This window comes from Microbacterium maritypicum (assembly GCF_041529975.1).
Taxonomy (GTDB): Bacteria; Actinomycetota; Actinomycetes; order Actinomycetales; family Microbacteriaceae; genus Microbacterium.
In genome coordinates this window covers 3,553,332-3,571,354 of sequence record NZ_CP168030.1, presented here as the reverse complement: position 1 = coordinate 3,571,354, position 18,023 = coordinate 3,553,332, and the positions used below count along the sequence as shown (strand labels likewise).

General features: G+C 69.5%; 12 protein-coding genes. 3 read left to right on the top strand and 9 right to left on the bottom strand.

Annotation, left to right across the window (positions count from 1 at the left end; all coding sequences use genetic code 11):
• Positions 1-3: 3 nt before the first annotated feature.
• Together ACCO44_RS17305 and ACCO44_RS17300 are read right to left on the bottom strand one after the other, a co-directional pair.
• Complete coding sequence (locus ACCO44_RS17305; protein WP_105711566.1) at positions 4-1,011, bottom strand: LacI family DNA-binding transcriptional regulator; 1,008 nt, start codon at positions 1,009-1,011, stop codon at positions 4-6.
• Between the two features lie 119 nt (positions 1,012-1,130).
• Positions 1,131-1,832, bottom strand: a complete 702-nt coding sequence (locus tag ACCO44_RS17300; protein ID WP_372467568.1) for an NRDE family protein — start codon at positions 1,830-1,832, stop codon at positions 1,131-1,133.
• 69 nt (positions 1,833-1,901) lie between these two features.
• Here ACCO44_RS17300 and coaBC point away from each other — a divergent pair, with 69 nt between their 5' ends.
• The gene (gene coaBC, locus ACCO44_RS17295) at positions 1,902-3,101 is read left to right on the top strand and encodes a bifunctional phosphopantothenoylcysteine decarboxylase/phosphopantothenate--cysteine ligase CoaBC (protein WP_372467566.1); all 1,200 of its coding nucleotides are present in this window, start codon (positions 1,902-1,904) and stop codon (positions 3,099-3,101) included.
• 127 nt (positions 3,102-3,228) lie between these two features.
• Entirely contained in the window at positions 3,229-5,448 is a 2,220-nt protein-coding gene (locus ACCO44_RS17290) for an ATP-dependent Clp protease ATP-binding subunit (protein ID WP_372467565.1), read from the top strand.
• Between the two features lie 104 nt (positions 5,449-5,552).
• On the opposite strand, the gene ACCO44_RS17285 is transcribed toward ACCO44_RS17290, so the two are convergent.
• The 4 genes from ACCO44_RS17285 to ACCO44_RS17270 form a co-directional block, all read right to left on the bottom strand.
• Positions 5,553-6,848: a hypothetical protein gene (locus tag ACCO44_RS17285; RefSeq protein WP_372467564.1), complete on the bottom strand. Its 1,296-nt coding sequence runs from the start codon at positions 6,846-6,848 to the stop codon at positions 5,553-5,555.
• A 266-nt stretch (positions 6,849-7,114) separates the two neighbouring features.
• Positions 7,115-9,385: an ATP-binding cassette domain-containing protein gene (locus tag ACCO44_RS17280; protein ID WP_372467563.1), complete on the bottom strand. Its 2,271-nt coding sequence runs from the start codon at positions 9,383-9,385 to the stop codon at positions 7,115-7,117.
• Between the two features lie 59 nt (positions 9,386-9,444).
• Positions 9,445-10,032 carry a nitroreductase family protein gene (locus ACCO44_RS17275; protein ID WP_372467561.1) on the bottom strand — a complete coding sequence of 196 codons (588 nt, stop codon included), beginning with the start codon at positions 10,030-10,032 and terminating at the stop codon, positions 9,445-9,447.
• Between the two features lie 108 nt (positions 10,033-10,140).
• The gene (locus ACCO44_RS17270) at positions 10,141-11,049 is read right to left on the bottom strand and encodes a LysR substrate-binding domain-containing protein (protein ID WP_372467560.1); all 909 of its coding nucleotides are present in this window, start codon (positions 11,047-11,049) and stop codon (positions 10,141-10,143) included.
• A 133-nt stretch (positions 11,050-11,182) separates the two neighbouring features.
• Here ACCO44_RS17270 and ACCO44_RS17265 point away from each other — a divergent pair, with 133 nt between their 5' ends.
• Positions 11,183-14,653, top strand: coding sequence for a proline dehydrogenase family protein (locus ACCO44_RS17265; RefSeq protein ID WP_372467559.1), 3,471 nt, complete (start codon positions 11,183-11,185; stop codon positions 14,651-14,653).
• Positions 14,654-14,745: 92 nt separating this feature from the next.
• Here the strand turns inward: ACCO44_RS17265 and ACCO44_RS17260 are convergent, their stop codons facing one another.
• The 3 genes from ACCO44_RS17260 to ACCO44_RS17250 form a co-directional block, all read right to left on the bottom strand.
• A complete protein-coding gene (locus ACCO44_RS17260) occupies positions 14,746-15,834 on the bottom strand; it encodes an ABC transporter permease (protein WP_372467558.1) in 1,089 nt (362 codons plus the stop codon).
• On the bottom strand, positions 15,831-16,715 hold the full coding sequence (locus ACCO44_RS17255; protein WP_372469424.1) for an ABC transporter ATP-binding protein: 885 nt from the start codon (positions 16,713-16,715) through the stop codon (positions 15,831-15,833). The genes ACCO44_RS17260 and ACCO44_RS17255 overlap by 4 nt, the downstream gene beginning before the upstream one ends.
• A 105-nt stretch (positions 16,716-16,820) precedes the next feature.
• On the bottom strand, positions 16,821-18,008 hold the full coding sequence (locus ACCO44_RS17250; RefSeq protein WP_372467557.1) for a benzoate/H(+) symporter BenE family transporter: 1,188 nt from the start codon (positions 18,006-18,008) through the stop codon (positions 16,821-16,823).
• Positions 18,009-18,023: the final 15 nt, after the last annotated feature.

Here is an 18,023-nt window from a genome sequence, read left to right as displayed (position 1 = left end):
CGGTCAGAGCGCCCTGGTGGTCGAACGCTCGACCAGTGAGCAGGGCAGCAGCACGTGCGCGGCGTCCTGTTCGGGCGCGGCGAGACGCGCGAGCAGCAGCTCGACGGCGCCGTGCGCCATGTCGAGGATCGGCTGGCGCACCGTCGTCAGATCGAAGGCCTGCCACGACGACATCGCGACATCGTCGAACCCGAGCACCGACACCTCGTCGGGCACGCCGATTCCGAGCGCCTTCGCGGCGTTCAGGGCGCCGAAGGCCACGAGGTCGTTGTGGCAGAAGAGCGCGGTGGGGGGCTCCGGCAGCTGCAGCAGGCGAGTCGCCGCCTCGAACGCCCTCGTGTAGTCGAGGTCGGCGACGTCGAGCAGCGACGGGTCGAACACGACCCCGGCGGCATCGAGCTCCGAGAGGAACCCCTCGTGTCGGTCGCGGACGGAGGTCGTGCCGAGCGGGCCGGCGATCACTCCGATGCGTCGATGTCCGAGGGATGCGAGGTGACGGCCCGCGATGCGACCCCCGTCGATGTTGTCGGGAGAGATCGAGTCGTTGTCGGGCACGGCGCCGGGGCCCATCGTCACCGCGGGAACGCCGAGCGATACGATGCGACCCTCGTCATCGGGCGAGAGCAGCGTCGTCGTGAGGATGACGCCGTCCACGTTCGTCTCCCGCAGGGTCCGCGCGAGGTCCTCGGTGGTGTCGGCGCGACCGCTGAGGATGAGAGCGCGGTATCCGGCTCGGTTGAGATCATCGCTGATCGTGTGCAGCAGTTCGGCGTAGTAACTGTTGCGCGGGTCGCCCAGCACGACGCCGATCGTCTGGGTGCGGCTGGTGACGAGGCTTCGGGCGCTGAGGTTGGGGCGGTAGTCGAGCTGCTGGATGGCTGCCTCGACCTTGGCGCGCACTCGCTCCGACACGCCCTCATGGCCGTTGACGATGCGGGACACCGTCGTCTGTGACACGCCTGCCGCTCGGGCGACGTCGACGCTGGTCACACCGCGGGACTTCGGCGGCATGGGCCCTCCTCTTCCGTGCCGGGCTTCCCATGCTAGACCGCGGGGAGGCGCGGAATGACTACGCAGTCCTCGGCGTGGCGCATCCGTCGCCTGCACCCGGTGATGCGCGGGGCGTGCGCTCAGATGCTCCAGTGCGCCGGTGTGGGGAGCGCGTGATCGCGAACCTCGAGGCCTGTGGGGGTGACGGATGCCGTCGCATAGAGGAGCGACTGCGTGGGGTACCCGTGCGGGCGGTTGTCGCGGATGATCGCGCGGTCGTCTTCGGGGGGCAGTTCGGTCGAGGACGCCAGCAGCGCGGTCCATTCGGCCGTCCAGTCCGGGCTGTCGGCCGTCGGACCCAGAGCACGGAACTCCGGCAGCCAGGCCTCGATCCGCGGAGTCGTCTCGTCGTCGAGGTCGTCGTGCGCGATCATGTGCGTGCCCGGATCGATGGGCGTCTCGCGCAGCTCGACGCCGTCCCATGACAGCACGCGCGCACCTTCGGGACCGACCTCCAGCAGGTTGAAGCCGTGCATGGGGAGCGGGGCGACGGGGGAGCGGCCCATGACCGATTCCAGTGCGAGGGATCCGCGGGAGACGGCGTGCGCATCGGGGAGGTCGCGCACGTCGGCGCGGTTCAGCAGCACGGCCAGCCGCCGTTCCGCGGGGTTGGCGGCGAGCCAGGCCCCACCGGCCCGCCGGTCGCGGATCCCGATCACGCCCGAATACCGCTCCGGCCACCAGGGGCCGAGGGCGTCCCATTCCCGCTGCGGGTCTTCGTCACGCACCGCCAAGAGCCTCGCGACACCGGCATTCTCGACATCGATCACGACCGTGCACACGGGTCCAAGTCTAGGTCGAGGGCGACGACGTCGGCCCCACGGCGGCGCATGCTGGGGCAGAATCGAGATGTGAACATCGTCGTCGGAGTCACGGGCGGCATCGCCGCGTACAAGACGGTGCACCTCGTGCGCCTGCTCACGAAGGGCGGGCATGACGTGACCGTGGTGCCCACCGCGGATGCGCTGCGCTTCGTCGGGCTGCCGACGTGGGAGGCGATCAGTCGCCACCCGGTCACCACGAGCGTGCACGACGACGTGGCCAAGGTGCGGCACGTCGCACTCGGCCAGGCCGCCGAGCTCGTGATCGTGGCGCCGGCGACCGCGAACTCGATCGCCAAGATCACCGCCGGTCTCGCCGACGACCTCCTTGGTACGACCCTGCTCGCCACCGAGGCTCCGGTGCTGATCGCGCCGGCCATGCACGCCGAGATGTGGCGGAACAGGGCCACGCAGGCGAACATCGCGACGCTGCGGGAGCGCGGCGTGCACATCGTCGGCCCGGCCGACGGCGAGCTCGCGGGCGGCGACAGCGGACCAGGGCGGATGTCGGAGCCCGAGGAGATCTTCGCGGCAGCCCAAGCGCTGCTGGCGCCCGGCGACCTCGCCGGGATGCGGGTCGTCGTCTCGGCCGGAGGCACGCGCGAGCCCATCGACCCCGTACGCTTCCTCGGCAACCGGTCCAGCGGCAGGCAGGGGGCGGCCCTCGCCGCCGAGGCCGCCGCACGTGGCGCCGAGGTGACCCTGGTCGCGGCGAACATCGCGGGTGACGTGCTCGCCGAGGCGCGGCATCCGTCCATCCGCGTCGTCTCCGTCGGTGCGGCCGCCGAGCTCGCCGAAGCGATGAAGCGCGAGGCCGCAGCGGCCGATGTGGTCGTGATGGCGGCGGCCGTGGCCGACTATCGGCCGGTGGAGGTCTCGAACCGCAAGCTCACCAAGGAGGCGGGGGGAGTGCCGACCATCGAGCTGGTCGAGAACGAGGACATCGTCGCCGCACTCGCGGCGGCGCGGAAGCCCGGGCAGCTCGTCATCGCCTTCGCCGCGGAGACCCCGGAAGATGAGGCGGAACTCCTCGCCCGCGCTCGCCGCAAGCAGCAGAGCAAGGGCGTGGACCTGCTCGTGGTGAACGAGGTCGGCTGGGAGCGCGGGTTCGAGAGCGCCGAGAACACCGTGCACATCTTCGGGCCGGGCGGGACGGAAGCGGGCATGGCCTCCGGGTCGAAACGTGCGGTCGCGGCCGCGATCTGGGACGCCGTCGCGCAGGAGCGCTGACGGGAGGCTGGGGCTGGAGGAGAATCTCGGCGAGTGCTAAACTTGAGTCAACAAGACTCAACTTTTACCCCGTCTCCCGATCTGGAAGGCGGGAGACGACCAGAAGGAGCATCTCCAGGAGGAGCGCATGACCACCCCGCAGACCGGCAACCAGAACCAAGACCAGCAGTCCGCCCTCGAGCAGTTCGGCATCAACCTGACCGACCGCGCCCGCGAGGGCAAGCTCGACCCCGTGATCGGACGCGACAGCGAGATCCGTCGCGTGAGCCAGGTGCTCACCCGCCGCACCAAGAACAACCCGGTGCTGATCGGCGAGCCCGGCGTCGGCAAGACCGCCGTCGTCGAGGGTCTCGCCCAGCGCATCGTCGCGGGCGACGTGGCCGAGTCGCTCAAGGACAAGGAGCTGGTCACGCTCGACATCTCCGCCCTCGTGGCCGGCGCCATGTACCGCGGGCAGTTCGAGGAGCGGCTGAAGCAGGTCCTCAAGGAGATCACCGAGTCCGAGGGTCAGGTCATCACGTTCATCGACGAGCTGCACGTGCTGATGGGCGCGGGCGGCGGCGAGGGATCGGTCGCGGCCTCCAACATGCTCAAGCCCATGCTGGCCCGCGGCGAGCTACGGCTGATCGGTGCGACGACGCTCAACGAGTACCGCGAGTTCATCGAGAAGGATGCCGCGCTCGAGCGTCGCTTCCAGCAGGTGTACGTCGGCGAGCCCACGGTCGAGGACACCATCGCGATCCTCCGCGGGCTCAAGGGGCGCTACGAGGCGCACCACGGAGTCACGATCTCGGACAGCGCCCTCGTCGCCGCTGCCGCGCTCTCGAACCGGTACCTTCCTGCGCGTCAGCTCCCCGACAAGGCCATCGACCTGATCGACGAGTCGATGTCTCGGCTCAAGATGGAGATCGACTCCTCGCCGGTCGAGATCGACCAGCTCAAGCGTCAGGTCGACCGGCTGAAGCTGGAGGAGTTGGCCCTCAAGCGTGAGAAGGATGCCGCATCGAAGGAGCGCCTCGGCGCTCTGCGCGAGCAGCTCGTCGGCATGGAGAAGGAACTCGCGGAGCTGGAGGCCCGGTGGGCGCGTGAGCGTCAGGGGCTGAACCGGGTCGGCGAGCTCAAGAAGCAGCTCGACGACGCGATCACGCAGCGCGACCTCGCCATGCGCAACGCCGACTACACCAAGGCCTCGAAGCTGGAGTACGAGACCATCAAGCGCCTGGAGCGCGACATCGCCGAAGCCGAGCAGGCCGAGGCCGCGACCCCTGCCGAACCGCGCATGGTCAACGAGCAGGTCACCGAAGAGGACATCGCCGCGGTCATCGCCGCGTGGACCGGCATCCCCGTGGGTCGTCTGCTGCAGGGTGAGAGCGAGAAGCTGCTGCACCTCGAGAGTGAGCTCGGCAAGCGCCTGATCGGACAGAAGGATGCGGTCAAGGCGGTGTCGGATGCTGTTCGGCGCTCTCGTGCCGGCATCAGCGACCCCGGGCGTCCGACCGGGTCGTTCCTGTTTCTCGGACCGACCGGTGTCGGTAAGACCGAGCTGGCCAAGGCGCTGGCGGAGTTCCTGTTCGACGACGAGCACTCCATGGTGCGCATCGACATGTCGGAGTACGGCGAGAAGCACTCGGTGTCGCGGCTCGTCGGTGCCCCTCCGGGATACATCGGCTACGAACAGGGTGGTCAGCTGACCGAGGCCGTGCGGCGTCGTCCGTACAGCGTGATCCTGCTCGACGAGGTCGAGAAGGCGCACCCCGAGGTATTCGACGTGCTGCTGCAGGTGCTCGACGACGGTCGCCTCACCGATGGCCAGGGTCGCACGGTCGACTTCTCGAACGTCATCCTGATCCTCACGTCGAACCTCGGCTCGCCGATCCTCATCGATCCGGTGCTGTCGCCGGAGGCCAAGCGCGAGCAGGTGATGGCGCTCGTGCGCCAGGCGTTCCGTCCGGAGTTCCTGAACCGTCTCGACGACATCGTGATGTTCTCGGCCCTGAGTGAAGACGACCTCGCGCAGATCGTCGAACTCTCGGTCGACCAGCTGCACGACCGCCTGAAGGATCGTCGACTCACGCTCGCCGTGACGCCGGATGCCCGGTCGTGGCTCGCCGAGCGCGGGTACGACCCGATGTTCGGTGCGCGGCCGCTGCGCCGCCTCATCCAGAGCGAGGTGCAGAACAAGCTGGCGACCGCACTGCTCTCCGGCGGTGTGCGCGACGGCGACACCGTGCGGGTGGATGTCGGTGCCGACGGTGCGGGCCTCGTGCTCACGTCGACGACGCCCGAGCCCGCGCCCGAGGACGACGATGATGACGACGTGATCGAGGCGGAGCTGCTCGACGACTGAGTCGTTCCCTTCCGGAGCCGCGCGACCGCCGCACGTTCTGAAGGAGAACTCACGCTACGAAGGAGCGGATGCTGCAGAGCATCCTTCCCGGCGTGAGTTCTCCTTCATTTCGGGCGGGTGGTCACGGTGTCCTGTGAGCGAAGGAGCGTCCGAAGCGCAGCCAGGTTCGCCACGCTGAAGAGGAGCCTGACGAGAAGCAGGGCGGCCCATAGGCCCACCGCGCTCGGGGCTGCGAACCGGCCGATGATCAGCGTGGCGGGTGCGAGCACCAGATAGGTGAGGATCAGCCCGAGCAGTCCGGCTGTGGAGCCGAAGGTGACCTTCATGTAGGCGAACAGGGATCCGGAGAACGGCTCCAGCAGCAGCTGCAGAGCGATGAGGAGCCCCAGCACCGGATCGCCCACCGGGCTCAGGCTGAACGCGGAGAGCAGGATGAGGGACAGCGCGAGGGGGACGACGAAGATGCCGACGACGCCGTACGACGCCACCCGGTACCTCGGCTCCCGAGCGCGATCCTGCAGGGTCATCCTTCCGGCGGTCTGGCCGATCATCTTCAGCGGGATGATGATGGTGCGGCACAGCGCGACGCCGGCGGCGACCTGTGCGGCGACTTCGACGGAGATGCTGGCTGCGACCAGTTGCGCGACCATGAAGAGCACCATGAAGACCGCGCCGTCGAGAGAGTTGAGAACTCGATCCCCGATGCGGCGAAGCGAGAAATCGGGGGCGCGGAGAATGCGAACCCGGATTCCGGCTCGGAGTAGTCGCCGCCGACGTTCCCAGAGCATGGCGATGACCATGAGCGAGGCGAGCGCCGACTGCAGCGCGATGGCGAGGATCGGACTCGGGATGAGCAGGACGACGGCCAGGCCGAGCGCCAGACCGATCAGCGATCGGGTGAGGGTGATCGTCAGGTTGTCCTTCTCGCGGCCGAGGTGCTGGAAAGCGGCAGCGAGAACGCTGGTATGCGACGACAGGATGTTCGCCGGAAGCTGCACGACTAGCGCCACCCACAGTGCGACCGCGAGGACCGAGCCGGAGGGTGAGGCATAGGTGAGTGCGACGCCCGCTGCGGCGCTGATCGCGACGACGATGACAGACACCGCCGAGGCGAGGCGAAGGTTGCCGGCGATGGCATCCGCGATCCGGACGGGATCGGTGCGGGCCTGACCCAGATCACGCAGAGTGCCGATCCCCACGCCGACGTTGATGAGCGTGCCGAGCCCGCTGATGGTCGCCGTCGTGCCGATGATGGCGGCGAAGTCGGTTCTTCCTGTCGCGAGAGCCACTGCCAGCAGGATGAACGACGTGCCGAGAGGGATGACCTGCGCCAGCATCATGGGCGTCGCGTGTTTCAGCACGCGGGACATGTCCTGCGTCCACTCGGGGAATGCGGTCATCTCGTCCTCCGTGCGGAATGCGTCACCGGCGAACGCTGTAGATCCGCGCTTATACGACGATAGAAACCAGACAGACACCGTCGCGAGCTCTGTCGCACGAGAGTGCCGGTGTATCGGCGGCGGTACTGCTTGTCAGCACCGGCGGATGAGTTGCGAGTCCGGCCTCACGTTCTGAAGGAGAACTCACGCAATGAAGGAGCGGATGCTGCGGAGCATCCTTCCCGGCGTGAGTTCTCCTTCATTTCGGGAGAGTCGTCGCGCTGCGATCAGGCGCGGGAGGCCGTCGCGAGGGCTCGGCCGGTGAGCGAGTCGCCATCGCGCACGAGCTGCGCCGGGCTGCCGGCGAAGACCAGCCGGCCGCCGTCCGATCCGGCGCCGGGGCCGATGTCGATGACATGATCCGCGCGCGCGACCACCCGCAGGTTGTGTTCGACGACCACCAGGGTCGCACCGTCGTCGAGCAGGTCGTCGAAGAGGGTGTTGATCGTGTCGACGTCGGTGGGGTGCAGTCCCGAAGTGGGCTCGTCGAGGATGATCCGGTCGGCGGAGTCGCGCCGCGGATCACTGAGATGCCGGGCGAGGAGCAGCCGCTGCTTCTCACCTCCCGAGAGGGTGTCGAGCGAACGTCCGACCGGGATGTAGTGCAGCCCGGTGCGCTGTACCCAGTCCAGGGCCGAGACCACATCGGGATGCGCGGAGAACAGCCTGCTGACCTCGGCGGGCGTGGATGCCAGCACATCGGCGATCGAGGCGCCGTCGACCTGCACCCCGAGAGCGGTCGGGTTGAAACGCAGGCCGCCGCACGCGTCGCAGGGCAGCGAGACGTCGTCGAGGAACGCGAGCTCGGTCGTGATGTGTCCGCGCCCACGGCAGGTGGGGCAGGCTCCGCGCGAGTTGAAGCTGAACCACGACGGGTCGAGGCCCGACGCGGCGGCGAACACCTCGCGCACCGTGTCGGCGATGCGCAGGATGCTCAGCGTCGTCGACCGCGCTCCGCCACGCAGCGCGTCTTGCCCGACGACCGTGAACTCCGGATGCTGGCGCGGCAGCTCCACGGTGGCGAAGGAGCTCTTGCCCGAACCCGCGACCCCCGTGATCGCGGTGAGCACGCCGAGCGGGACATCGACGTCGAACCCGCGCAGGTTGTGCGAGCGTGCATCCTTCACGGTGATGCGACCCGAGGGCTGCCGGGTCTTTTCGCGGATCGCCAACGGCTCGGCGAGCACTCGTCCGGTGAGGGTGTCGCTGCCGCGCAGCGCTGCGGGCGTGCCCTCGAACTGCACACTGCCGCCGGCGGAGCCCGCGCCCGGCCCGAGGTCGACCACATGGTCGGCGACCGCGATCACCTGCGGGTGGTGCTCGACCACGAGGATCGTGTTGCCCGCGTCGCGCAGCCGCTGCAGCAGGGCGACGAGGCGCTGGATGTCGGCGGGGTGCAGCCCGGTGCTCGGCTCGTCGAACACGTAGGTCACGTCGGTCAGGGCGCTGCCGAGGTGGCGCACGATCTTGACGCGCTGCGCCTCGCCGCCGGACAGGGTCGAGGATTCGCGGTCGAGCGTGAGATAGCCCAGCCCGACGGAGAGCAGGGCATCGAGCACATGACGGACGCCCTCGACCGCCGGCGCCACCCGAGGGTCGTCGAAGGCGTCGAGTAGCGCATGCAGTTCGGCCACCGGCATCCGCATCCAGTCCACGATCGATCGCCCGTCGATGAGGCTCGCCCGCGCCGCTTCGTTCACCCGCGCGCCGTGGCAGTCCGGGCAGGTGTGGTGGGTCACGAGCCGGTCGAGCTCTTCGCGCACCTGCGCCGACATCTTCACCGGGCGCTGCTTCAGGAACACGTCGCGCATGCGGGTGATCACCCCGTCGAACCGGGCGCTCTGCGGGAAACGCGGATCCGGGTCGTCGAGCTTGAGCTTGTCGGCGTAGAGGAACTGATCCATCTCCTCGGCCGTATAGTCCTTCAGCGGCTTCTGGCGGTCGAACAGCCCGCAGTACGCGAACCGCTTCCACCGATACACACCCGGACGGAACAGGCTGAACCGCACCGGCCCTTCATCGATGTTCTTCTCGGGATCGATCAGGGCGTCGATGTCGATGTCGTACACCGTGCCGAGCCCCTCGCAGGTCGGGCACATGCCGGACGGATCGTTGAACGAATAGGCGGGGGAGTACCCGGCCGACGGCTCGGCGACGCGGGAGAACACCAGGCGCACGAGCGAGGCCAGGTCGGTCGCGGTCGCCACGGTCGAGCGCGCATTGCCCGTGAACCGGCGCTGGTCGATCAGCACCGTGAAGGTCAGACCGTCCATGGACTGCACGTCTGGCGCCGGCATCTGCGGCAGCCGCGAACGGATGAAGGTCGAGTACGAGTCGTTGACGAGCCGCTGCGCCTCGGCGGCGATCGTGTCGAGCACCAGCGACGACTTGCCCGATCCGGAGACGCCGGTGAAGACGGTCAGCAGTTTCTTGGGGACGTCGAGCGAGACGTCGCGGAGGTTGTTCGTCCGCGCCCCGGTGATGCGGAGGGAGTCCATCCCGAAACGCTAACGGGGCCCCCGGACAATCCGGAGGCCCCGTTCAGAGAGAGCGTAGGTCAGGCGCTGAGGACGACCGTCTCGTTGATCGGGCGACGCACGCGCGGAGCGACCTCGCGCTCCTGCAGCACCTCGGGAAGCGCCTCGATGTCACCGAACTCGCCGACGGCGAAGACCGTGGTGGGGACGAAGCGGGCCTCGAGGTCGGCGAACTCCCGGACGACCTCCGGGTCGAAGCCGCTCATCTGGTGCACGACGAGTCCGTCGTGGTGGGCCTGCACCGAGAAGTGCGCGACGGCCTGACCGAGGTCGTAGAGGGCGTGGGTGATGGGGGTGCCATCGGCCGCTGCCGTCTCGGCGATCGCGACCACGAGCACGGCGGCGTTACCGGCCCATGCCTGGTTGAAGCCCATCAGTGCGCCGGTGACCTGGGCGTGCAGGGCGGTGCCGCGGCGGGCGACGATGAAGCGCCACGGCTGCGTGTTGTTGGCGGACGGGCTCCAGCGAGCGGCCTCGAGGGCGGTGGCGAGCTTGGCCTCGTCGATCGAGTTCTGCGCGTCGAAGGCGCGGGGGCTCCAGCGGCCGGCGAGGACGTCGAGGACGGGGTGCTCGGTCGGGGCGGTGCGGTCGATCACGGGAGTGCTCACGGAAGTGCCTTTCAGAAGGAGTGGATCGGACTCCTTCGTCCGGGTACACGGGACAGAACAGATGCATGTGCATGCATATTCCCGAATGCTGTGGTGTTCTGCGTGCCGCTAGACGGGCAGGTTGTGCGACGCGGCGTCCGCGAGCGCGCTGCGCACCGCCCGGATGGACGGGGCGGCGGCGGAGACCTTCCGTGCCGAGGAGAAGATCTCGCGGCGCGGCTCGTGGGGAAGCGGCGCCAGGTCAACGGTCGGGGTGTCGCCGGCCCACACGAGCTCGGGCAGCAGCCCGACCGCGAGCCCGGCGTGGATCAGGCGCACGTGCGCCGTGAGGTCGGCGATCTCGAAGCGTACGTCGGGCTCGAACCCCGCGGTGCGGCAGAGCTCCTCGGCCCAGGCGCGGGATGCCGTGCCGGCAGGCTCGAGCACCCACGGCTCGTCGCGGGTCGACCACAGCTCCGCGAGGGCATCCGCATGCCGAGGTGCTCCGGGTCGACGGGCGAGGGCGATCGCGTCGTGGGCGAGCACCACCCGGTCGAGGTCGGCGTGGATCGGGCGCGTGCGCCCCGGATACTGCTCGGCGAGGATCAGGTCGAAGTCGCGGCTGGACACTCCGACCAGCCCGGTCTCCGGGTCGCACTCGGTGACCTCGACTCGCAGCGCCGGATGCCTCTCTTTGAGGGCATCGAGGGCGCGCGGCAGCAGGGAGTGCGCGGTCGACTGGAACACGGCGATGCGCGCGGTGCCCGTCACCTCGGTGAGCGACTCGGCGACCGCGACCTCGGCGTGCTCGAGCTGATCGAGGATGCCGATGGCCTGCGTGACCAGCACGTTTCCCTGCGGCGTGAACTGCACCCCGCGGCCGACTCGACGCAGCAGCGGCACGCCCACGTCGCGCTCCAGTGCGCTCAGCTGCTGCGACACCGAGGCCTTGCTGTACGAGAGCGCGTCGGCCACGGCGGAGAGCGTGCCGCGGCGCGACAGCTCCACGAGCATCCGCAGTCGGTTCACGTCCAGCATGGCCGTTTCCTTCGTTCAGCTTGAGTGAACAGAATCCACGCAAATCGGTTGATAGACGGAGCCTACCGAGCGGCAGGACAATGATCCAGCCGCACACGAAACCCCGGTGTGCGCTCTCTTGGAAGGTCCACCGATGCCTGTCGCCGCCGACACCACCATTCCCCGTACCGAAGACGTCGCCGCCCTCGTGCAGCGCTGGCTCGTCGAGAGCGAGACCCACCCCGTCGAGCCGGCCGCGCAGCGCCTGTCGGAGGTGCTCAAGGACCCGAACGGGCTCGCGTTCACGGTCGGCTTCGTCGACGGCGTGATGCGTCCGGAAGACCTGCGCGTGGCGGGTCGCAAGCTCGCCGAGATCTCGGAGATCACCCCGACCCTCCTGCCCGGCTACCTGCGGGCCGCGATCAAGACCGGCGGCTTCTGGGCGCCGAAGCTCCCCGGTGTCGTCGTGCCGATCTCGCGCCGCGTGCTGCGGGCCATGGTCGGGCACCTCGTGCTCGATGCCACCCCGGCCAAGCTCGGGCCCGCGATCGCGAAGCTGCGCAAGAGCGGAAATCGCCTGAACCTCAACCTGCTCGGGGAGGCCGTGCTCGGCGAGCGCGAAGCCGGGCACCGCCTGCAGGGCACGCGCGACTTCCTGGCCCGCGACGACGTCGACTACGTCTCGATCAAGGTCTCCAGCGTCGTGAGCCAGCTGTCGATGTGGTCGTTCGACGAGGCCGTGGCGGATGTCGTCGAGAAGCTGACCCCGCTCTACGAACTCGCCGCGAAGGCCGAAGCCAAAGGCAAGGCCAAGTTCATCAACCTCGACATGGAGGAGTACCGCGACCTCGACCTCACGATCGCGGCCTTCACGAGCATCCTCGACCAGCCGGGGCTGGCGAACCTCGAGGCCGGCATCGTGCTGCAGGCCTACCTGCCCGACGCCCTCGGCGCCATGCAGCACCTGCAGGAGTGGGCTACGGCCCGCCGCGCGAAGGGCGGGGCGCCGATCAAGGTGCGCGTCGTCAAGGGCGCGAACCTCGCGATGGAAGAGGTCGACGCGGCGATCCACGGCTGGCCGCTCGCGACCTACGGCACCAAGCAGGACTCCGACACCAACTACAAGCGGGTGCTCGACTGGGCGATGACCCCCGAGCGACTGGATGCCGTGCGTATCGGCGTCGCGGGGCACAACCTGTTCGACATCGCCTACACCTGGCTGCTCGCGCAGGCTCGCGGGGTCGCTGACCCTGACAGTGCCGACCCGCTCGTCGAATACGAGATGCTGCTGGGCATGGCGACGGGTCAGGCCGAGGCCGTCCGCAAGGACGTCGGCCGCCTGCTGCTCTACACACCGGTCGTCAACCCGGCCGAGTTCGACGTGGCGATCGCGTACCTGGTGCGCCGTCTCGAGGAGAACGCCAGCCCCGAGAACTTCATGTCGGCGGTGTTCGAGCTGGCCTCCAACCCGACGCTCCTCACCCGGGAGCGGGAGCGCTTCGAGCGCTCGCTCGCCGCCCTCGCCACCGACGAGCCGGAGTTCGTCCCGGCACCCCACCGCGTGCAGGACCGTACCGCGGAAGCTCCCGCCGGCACGACCGTGGGCTTCGAGAACCAGGCCGACACCGACCCGGCCATCGCCGCGAATCGTGCGTGGGGCCGCGAGATCCTCGGCCGTTCGGTCGGGTCGAGGCTGGGCCTCGACACCATCGCGATCGCCAAGGTCGAGACGGATGCCGAGCTCGACGGCATCTTCGACGCCGCGACCGCGGCCGCTGAGAAGTGGGCCGCCCTGCCCGCCGCCGACCGCGCCGCCGTGCTGCACCGTGCCGGAGACGAGCTCGCCGCGCGCCGTGGACAGCTCATCGAGATCATGGCCCATGAGGCGGGCAAGACCATCGCCGAGTCCGACCCCGAGATCAGCGAGGCCATCGACTTCGCGCACTACTACGCCGAGCGCGCCAAGGACCTCGAGACCGTCTCGGGCGCCGAGTTCATGCCGTCGAAGGTCACCGTGGTCACGCCGCCGTGGAACTTCCCGGTCGCGATCCCCGCCGGTGGTGTGCTCGCGGGTCTGGCCTCGGGATCGGCCGTGATCATCAAGCCGGCCAAGCTCACCCAGCGCTGCGGTGCCGTGATGGTCGAGGCGCTGTGGGCCGCCGGCGTGCCGCGCGACCTGCTCGCGCTCGTCGACCTCGCCTCCCGCGACCTGGGCACGCGCCTCGTCGCCGGGCCCGCGGTGGACCGTGTGATCCTCACGGGTGCGTACGAGACGGCGCAGCTGTTCCGCTCGTTCCGCTCCGACCTGCCGCTGCTCGCCGAGACCAGTGGCAAGAACGCGATCATCGTCACCCCCTCCGCCGACCTCGACCTCGCGGCCGCCGATGTGGCCCGCAGCGCGTTCGGTCACGCCGGGCAGAAGTGCTCCGCCGCATCACTGGCGATCCTCGTGGGATCGGTCGCCGACTCCAAGCGGTTCGAGCGTCAGCTGGTGGATGCCGTGACCTCGATGCGCGTCGGACTGCCCGACGACCCGGCTACGCAGATGGGCCCGATCATCGAGCCCGCGAACGGCAAGCTCCTCACCGCGCTCACGAAGCTGGAGAAGGGCGAGCACTGGCTCGTGAAGCCGCGCAAGCTCGACGACGAGGGGAAGCAGTGGACTCCTGGCGTCAAGACCGGCGTGCGTGAGGGCTCCTACTTCCACCTGACCGAGTTCTTCGGCCCGGTGCTCGGCATCATGCACGCCAAGGACCTGGACGAGGCCCTGCGCCTGCAGAACGCGGTCGACTACGGCCTGACCGCCGGCATCCACTCGCTCGATTCCGATGAGGTCGCCACCTGGCTCGACCGGGTCGAGGCCGGCAACCTGTACGTGAACCGCGGCATCACCGGCGCGATCGTGCAGCGGCAGCCGTTCGGCGGCTGGAAGCGCTCGGCCGTCGGCGCCGGAGCCAAGGCCGGCGGGCCGAACTACCTCTTCGGCCTCGGCGAGTGGACCCCGGCGGAGCTTCCGGCGGTCGCGCCCGGCGCTGCCGTCGTCCCCGCGGTCGGCGCGCTGCTCGACGCGGCGGGTGCCGAGCTCGACGCCGTCGAGGCGGACTGGTTGCAGCGGGCCGCGGCATCCGACGAGCGCGCCTGGGTCGACGAGTTCGGAGCCGTGAGCGACAAGTCCGGCCTCGGGGTCGAGCGCAACCTGTTCCGCTACCGTCCGGTCGCGATCGACGTGCGCATCGCCGAGAACTCCCCGCTCGTCGACGGCATCCGTGTGCTCGCCGCCGCCCTGCGCAGCGGCAGCCCGTTCACGGTGTCGGCTCCGGCCCTGCCCTCGCGCGTCGAGAAGGCGCTTCGCGCGCACGGCGTCACGGTGAAGCACGAATCGGATGCGGCCTGGACCAAGCGCTACGCCAAGGCCGCGAACTCGTGGCACCGCGTGCGTCTGGTCGGCGGCGACGCCGCAGCGCTGCATCAGGCACTCGACGGCAGCCCCGATGTGGCGGTCTGGTCGCACGCCGTGACCGGTGCCGGCCGCGTCGAGATGCTGCCGTTCCTGCACGAGCAGGCCGTCTCGATCACGAACCACCGCTTCGGCAACCCGACCACGCTCGCCGACGGCGTGATCTGACCCGGGCTGACCCGCAGCACAACAGAGACGCACAACAGAGAAGCCCCCTGCCCCGCGCGTTGCGGAGCAGGGGGCTTCTCTGTTGCGCAGTCTCAGGCGCGCAGTGCGTCCCTGAGCTTGACCCGCGAACCCATGCGCAGCAGCGAGTTCTCGTAGATCTTCGCGCCGATGGCGATCGCGGCCACGCAGCTCGCGAGCAGGATCACCAGGCTCAGCAGCGGCTCCCACCACTGCGCTTCGCCGACGAACAGGCGCATCGGCATGCCGACCGGGGCCGAGAACGGCACGTACGACATGATCGTCAGCACCAGCGGGTTGTCGTTGAACACGATGACCAGGATGTACGGCGCCATGATCAGCATCGTGATCGGCGTGGTCGTCGACCCGATGTCTTCCTGGCGGGAGACCATCGACGCCGCGGCCGCGAACATCGCCGCCAGCAGGATGAAGCCGAACAGGAAGAACACGGCGAACCAGATGATCGGCGCTCCGAGCGTCGTGAGCACCTCGCGTTGACCGGTGACGATCAGCCCGATCGTGGCGACGGCCGCGAGGGCGAGGATCTGCCCCATCGCGAGCACCGTGTTGCCGATGACCTTGCCGGCCAGCAGTGTGCGCGCCGGGATCGCCGACAGCAGCACCTCGACCACGCGGGTCTGCTTCTCTTCCACGACGCTCTGCGCGATGGTGCCGCCGAACGTCGCGGCGGCCATCATGAACACGAGACCGAACGCGATCGCGATGAAGTAGCGCAGGAGCGGGTTCGTCGTGACCGGCTCGAGGATCACGACGTCGGGCGACTGGGACAGTGCTGAGACCAGCGAGCTCGGCGCATCCTGCAGCGCGATGATCGTGTACCCCGAGGGCCCGTCGCCGGGCAGCACCGCGGCGTCGACCTTGTCGTCGCGCACGAGTTCCTCGGCGGCGGCCTGGTCGGCCACCTCGGTGACTTCGAAGCCCGGGATGGCGGAGACGGCGGCGGCGGTCTCCGCGGTCGCGGCGATCGGCGTCGTCTCGGTGTTCTTGCTCGCGAAGCCACCGAGGATGATGCCGGCGAGGGCGAGCACCAGCAGGATGCCGGTCGAGATCAGGAAGGCCTTGCTGCGCAGCTTCGATCCGATCTCGCGCTCGGCGACGAGCCAGATGCCGTTGGTGCTGCGGACGGGGGCAGGGGTGCTCACTGGATGACCTCCTTGAAGATCTGGGCGAGGGACGGATGCTTCGGCGCGAAGCTCGCGACGTCGCCGCGCTGCACGGCGGAGTGCAGCACCCGCTGCGCCGTCTCAGGGCCGTCGGCGTCGAACAGGGCATAGCCGCCCTCGAAGTCGACGACCGTCACACCGGGCTCGGTGCGCAGCCATCCGGCGTCTCCGGCGGAGACGAGCTCGTAGCGGTCACGGGCATGCTCGGCGCGCAGCGCATCGCGCGAGCCGGAGGCGCGGATCGTGCCGCCGGCGAGGATGACGAGGTCGTCGCACAGGCGCTCGACCACGTCGAGCTGGTGGGAGGAGAACAGGATCGATGCGCCCTTCGCGGCGCTGGACTGCAGCACGCCGGCGACCACATCGACCGCGAGCGGGTCGAGGCCGGAGAACGGCTCGTCGAGGATCAGCACCTCGGGGTCGTGCACGAGCGAGGCAGCGATCTGCGCACGCTGCTGGTTGCCGAGCGACAGCGACTCGATCGTGTCGTTCAGTCGTTCGCCGAGGCCGAGCTCGGTGAGGAGCTCCGTCGCCCGGTCGGTCGCATCCTGCTTGCCGAAGCCGTGCAGGCGGGCGAGGTACACGATCTGCTCGAGCACCTTCATCTTCGGGTAGAGGCCACGCTCCTCGGGCATGTAGCCGAAGCGGCGGCGGTCCGCCGTCGTGAGCGGAGCGCCATCGAGGTTGACCGTGCCGCCGTCGGAGGACAACAGTCCCAGGACGATGCGCATGGTGGTGGTCTTGCCGGCGCCGTTGCCGCCGACGAAGCCCGTCAGGCGGCCGGGGGCCACCGTGAAGGACACATCGTCGAGCACGCGCCGAGAGCCGTAGCTCTTGGTGATGCCGGAGAGTTCGAGCATTCCTGTCGTCATACCCTCACGCTACGGAGCGCAGGCATCCCGGGGCATCCCCCCTGTGGCGGACCCGCCCCCGTCCGCCCCGTCCGCCCCGCGGGTGACCCCGGGCTAGCGACGACCGGTGTGCAGCACCGTGCGCACGACGAGACCGGCGACGAGGGCCCAGAACGCGGCGCTGACGCCGAAGACGGCGATGCCGGATGCCGCGACCAGGAAGGTCACGACCGCGGGGATGCGCTCGCCCGGATCGTCGATGGCCTGCTGCACGGATGAGCCGAACGCCGCGAACAGTGCGAGGCCGGCGACCGCGGGGATCACGGCGGTGGGCGCGAGCACCACGAGAGCGGCGAAGGCAGCGGAGAACACCGCGAGCACCAGGTACGACGCCCCGGTCGAGACGCCGGCGACCCACCGTCGCTTCGGGTCGGGGTCGGCATCCGGTGAGGCGGCGAGGGCCGCGCTGATCGCTGCGAGGTTGATGGCATGACCGCCCGCCGTCGCCCCGAGCGCGGTGCCGAGGCCGGTGACGAGCATGGCCGGACGCCACGGCACCTCGTAGCCGAAGCTGCGCATGATGGCGATGCCCGGCACGTTCTGCGAGGCCATGGTCACGATGAACAGCGGCAGCGCGAGCCCCACCAGCGCCCCGACCGTGAACGTCGGCGCCGTGAACTCGAGGCGAGGCAGCAGGACGGCGGGGTCGAACGGCGCCCCGCCGTCCACCAGGGAAGCGCCGATCAGCGACACCGCCACGACCACGGCCGCCGCGACGAACGCGAGCGGAACCGCCCACCGCGGCGCGAGCCGGGCGAACACCAGCCAGGTGAGCACGACCGGGATGACGCCCCAGGGGTTCGCGACGATGCCCGTGATCGGCGCCAGGCACAGCGGGAGCAGCACGCCGGCCAGCATCGCCTGCGCGATCGACGGCGGGATGCGGGCGATGAGAGCTCCGAGTGCCGGCCACAGTGCCGTGAGCAGGATGAGTGCGGCGGCCACGAGGAAGGCCCCGACCGCCGCCGGCCAGCCGCCCTCGACGGTGCCCGTCGCCACCAGCAACGCGGCACCGGGAGTGGACCACGCGACCGTGATCGGCATCCGATACCGCCACGCGAGCACGACGCACGCGAGGCCCATCATCAGGCTCACGGCGAGCAGTCCGCTCGCCGCTTGGGCCGCATCCGCCCCGACCGCATCCAGACCCGTCAGCACGACCGCGAACGAGCTGGTGAATCCGACGAGTGCCGTCACCACCCCCGCCAGGATCGGGCGGGACAGGGGTGCGGTTTCGGGCATGGCTCCGAGGTTATC